Raw genomic sequence first — 3,873 nt, 5'->3', positions numbered from 1 at the left:
AGGCCTCGTCCACCTTCCAGGGCCGAAAGCTCTTCGTCATGCCGCCGAGCGAATCACCGCACGATCCGCCTGTCGAGCCTCTTCAGCCGTTACGTGGACGAGCTCCTAGCGAGGGTTACGAGGCCTCCGAGACGGTGGTCACCTTGGCTACGATCCGCCCGATGCTCCACCGCCTCGCTCACGCTACTGCATGCGACCACACGCCCTATGGCTGCAAGGACGGGCTGTTACATGAGCCAGTGTTCGACAGGAACGCAGTTCGACGTCGTTTGATCCTTCTCCGCTTCCCCGTCCACATCGACCGAAGTGTCCGGTTCAGGATCGCCGGGAATGTCCAGCGTGAGGTCAGTGACGAAGTCGTCCGCCGTAAGGTCTACGTTGCCGGCAAGGTTGATCTGACCGAGCAGGGTCGCCGGCGTGGAAGGATCGTCACTTTCGGGTACACGGAACTGAACGATGGTAGAATTGCCCGTTGTTTCGTATCGGATTTCTAATGCGATTTGGTCGGTGAAGCTTTCCGTCCCAAGGAAGACAACAGGCACGGCGGGAAAAAGACGCAAGCTGGAAAGATCAACTACGTCGCCTTCGGCCTGACTGAAATCTACGATCAAGTCCGGGTTTTGGCTGGTTGAATCTAGAACTGGGAGGCGTGCTTGAGGCACGAAGCCAAAGCTGAACTTGTCGGCGCCATCACCGCCTTGGAGCGTATCGGCGTCGGCGCCGCCCCAAAGTGTGTCGTCGCCAGAGCCACCGATCAGGACGTCACTCCCGACACCCGCATCAGGCCCGCCTTGGACCGTGCTGTCGCCATAAAGTAAGTTGGCATCACCTACACCAAAAATAGTGTCGCTATCACCAAACCCTGAGATCGTGTTATTGCTGCCTCTAACAACAATAGTGTCGGCATCTGACGTGCCATTAACAACGGTGTCATCCGAGTTGCTGATTATGATAGCCATATTCCCCCCGCTTTACATAACCTTGCACAATAACTTCAGATTGAACCAGACAGATACATTAGCTTTTCAGGGTAAAAGTACCGATCCAACACCAACATGAAGTTATTTTAAGTCAAATTGAAAAACCACACGTGTGCAACACGAAATTTGCACAACTAATAATTGTGCTTAGAAGCCTGATAGTTGTTCCCGTTAAGGGCGAATGATACGGTGAACATCAGGCGGATTGCAATCAGCGAAGCAGGATCGTCACAGTGCTAAAGGTCCATCCGGGATCATATAGTTTTATGACATAGCTTTCGGAGCATCCGGCGGACGGAGGCCCAACGCAGGAAGGCAAGCGCGCGGCGGTTCAGGCACTCCCAATCCTTGGCAATCGTCGGCAGCGGTTAAGCCAGGCGATGGTGCGCTCGACGACCGCCTGTACAATCTTGCCAGTTCGGGGGGGGCCGCCAGCAGCACCGGGCGGCGGGGGAGCGCTGCCGCTTCATGGCACCCTCCTCCAAGGGTCAGAGTGCCCGAAAAACTTGCGCTCCCACCGGACCAGTTTGCCGGGTCAGGACCAGTCAAGCGCACCATGTACGGCCGGGCTGCCGGACGATCCGAGCAAGGTTTACCCCGACAGCGCCCTCTCGGGCAGCAGGGCGGAAGCCACTATCCGCGCCCGCAGCGGCGTGCCGTGGACAACCGGGACCGGCACCTAGGGCGGCCCGGAGGCGCTGGCGCGACTGGAGGCGCACGATGCCGCTGTCCGGCGCGTCCGCTGCCGCGTCGAGAATGTCTTCGACACCTGCAAGCGCAGCTACGGCTTGGCCCGTATGCGATGGCTCGGCCTGGCGCAGGCGGGCCTGCAGGTCCGCCTCGCCGCCGTGGCCTGCAACCTGCGCCGCACGCTCACCCTGCTGCACGCCGCCATGGCCTGACGCAGGAGTAGTCCGCCTTCAGCACACCCGGCGCTCCGGCCCCGCGCCACGAACCATGGTGTTCAAGGCGAGCATCTGCCCGCACCGCCGCCCTAACGGATTTCCGGCTTATCGCGGGTATGAGGAACGGATGCAGGCAACAGCCCGGATGCCGCAGCGTTGCCTGCGCTCCCCTCCCTCAACCGCGGACGCTGACCATTGCCGGAAGTCCAGTTCGTCTCGGGTGTCATCGTCGCATTGGGCCTGCTGCTGGCGTTGGCGCGGCTCACGGGTCTGCCACCATCGGCGGTCGTGTTCGCCGGCGGCCTCGCCTCCGCGCTGCTGCCGGTATCATTGCCGCCGTTGCGCACCAATCCGGAGGTGGTCCTCGGGCTGCTGTTGCCGCCGTTGCTATATGCCGGTGTCGTCGCGCTCTCGGTTGATCTGCTTCGCCATGCGCTCGTGCGCGGGGTACTGGCGGGTGCGGCACTGGTCATCGGCATCACGCTGACGGTGGCGCTGGCGGCGCACGTGTTGCTGCCGGGGCTCGATCCCGTTGCTTGCCTTCTGCTCGGCGTGTGCGCCGCGATCGGCGATACGCGGCTGCCACAGGAGACCGGGCAGCACCGGCATCTGCCGCGCGCCCTGACCGATGCGTTTGCCGGCCAGGCGGTCAGCGCCCGCCTCATCGTGGTCACACTATACATGCTGGCCCGGTCAGCGGTCGGTGGCTCACCACCGGAAGTTGGGGCGGCACTGCTCCGGCTCGGCATCGACGTGATCGGTGGTGGTCTGCTGGGCTTGGCGGTCGGCTTGGCCGTGGTCGCGCTGCGCCGCCGCATCGGCCCCGCGGTGGTGGAGGTGGCAATCTCTATTGCCACACCATTCCTTGCCGCTGTGCTTGCTGAAGCCGTTGGTGTCTCGGTGGCCGTGGTCATCGTTGTGGCGGCGCTGACCATATCCACCCGCTCTGTGGATCGGCAGACAGGACAGGCGATCTCCTCGCCTGAGGCGCGGCTGGTGGCACGGCATGTCTGGTCGGAAGCGGAGGTTATGCTCTCCGCCGCGCTCTACTTCTTGGTCGGCCGTTCCCTTCCGGAAGCGCTGGCGGCGCTCAGCCATTATGGCGGGTTGCACCTTGGCCTCGCCGCTGCAGCGCTGCTGGCACTGGTGCTCGCACTGCAATTCGGGCTGGCGCTGCTGGCTATGATGATGCCCTGGACACCACGTATGCCGGGCGAGGATGGGCGCCCCGCCGGGGCGCTGCGTGTTGCCGCCGTTGCCGCCTTGTCGGCGCATCGTTCGGCCATCGCGCTGGCGCTTGCACTCGCTGTGCCCGCCACGACGGCAGATGGTCGGCCCTTCCCCGATCGAGACCTCGTACTCTCGCTGACTGGCCTGCTCGTAGTCGGCTCAGGGCTGCTGCAGGGGACCACGCTGCCAGCCCTGCTGGGCTGGGCCCGGCTTGGTGGCGCGGCGGAGGAGGTGCAGGAGAAAGACCTTGCCAAAAGCGAGGCGGCGGCGGCCCAGGATCAGGCGCGCGCGGTCACAGATCCTGAGACAGCCGCAGCTGAAGGGCGGCAGGCTCTGATCCGGCTGCGTAGCCGGGACGCGATCGGCGATGCGGCATTGCGCGAAGCGGACCATGCATTGACGCTGCGCGCTCATGCGGAGAAGACTGGCGAGCCAACTTGACCACCAGAGGCAGGGCGGCATCGTACATGCTTGGATCCTGCCCTTTCCCGTCCACTTAGCCGGTCCCGTTCCGTCCCACATGAGCACGCCAAGGCTCCTACTGCTTACAGAGTCTAGGCCGCTGGCAAGGCAGAGTCTCGGGTGGGGTCGTGGACGGCTCGGACATACCAAGATTCTGGCGATGGGCCGCTATGGTGGCACCTTTCTCCTAGGGCCTGTCAGGCCTTAAGTTCTGTGTGTCTACTTGATCCAGTCTATCGTGGCGGCCATGCAGAGCACGCCCATGAAGGAACACGCGGTTTTCTCGTAGCGGGTGG

Annotated in this window: 3 protein-coding genes and 1 pseudogene; 2 read left to right on the top strand and 2 right to left on the bottom strand. The window is 63.2% G+C overall.

All coding sequences use genetic code 11. The annotated features are described in order from the left end of the window. Nucleotides 1–227: 227 nt before the first annotated feature. Complete coding sequence (locus E2C06_RS35730; RefSeq protein ID WP_133293285.1) at nucleotides 228–959, bottom strand: calcium-binding protein; 732 nt, start codon at nucleotides 957–959, stop codon at nucleotides 228–230. Between the two features lie 275 nt (nucleotides 960–1,234). Continuing rightward, a pseudogene (locus E2C06_RS35725) lies at nucleotides 1,235–1,377 on the bottom strand (IS5/IS1182 family transposase); the annotation flags it as partial. A gap of 301 nt (nucleotides 1,378–1,678) precedes the next feature. Between E2C06_RS35725 and E2C06_RS35720 the strand changes: the two are divergent. Continuing rightward, entirely contained in the window at nucleotides 1,679–1,882 is a 204-nt protein-coding gene (locus E2C06_RS35720) for a transposase (protein ID WP_133293284.1), read from the top strand. 198 nt (nucleotides 1,883–2,080) lie between these two features. Beyond that, on the top strand, nucleotides 2,081–3,556 hold the full coding sequence (locus E2C06_RS35715; protein WP_133293283.1) for a cation:proton antiporter domain-containing protein: 1,476 nt from the start codon (nucleotides 2,081–2,083) through the stop codon (nucleotides 3,554–3,556). The last annotated feature ends 317 nt before the right edge of the window (nucleotides 3,557–3,873 follow it).

Source organism: Dankookia rubra, assembly GCF_004355005.1.
GTDB lineage: Bacteria > Pseudomonadota > Alphaproteobacteria > Acetobacterales > Acetobacteraceae > Paracraurococcus > Paracraurococcus ruber_A.
This window is presented reverse-complemented; position numbering and strand designations above follow the sequence as displayed.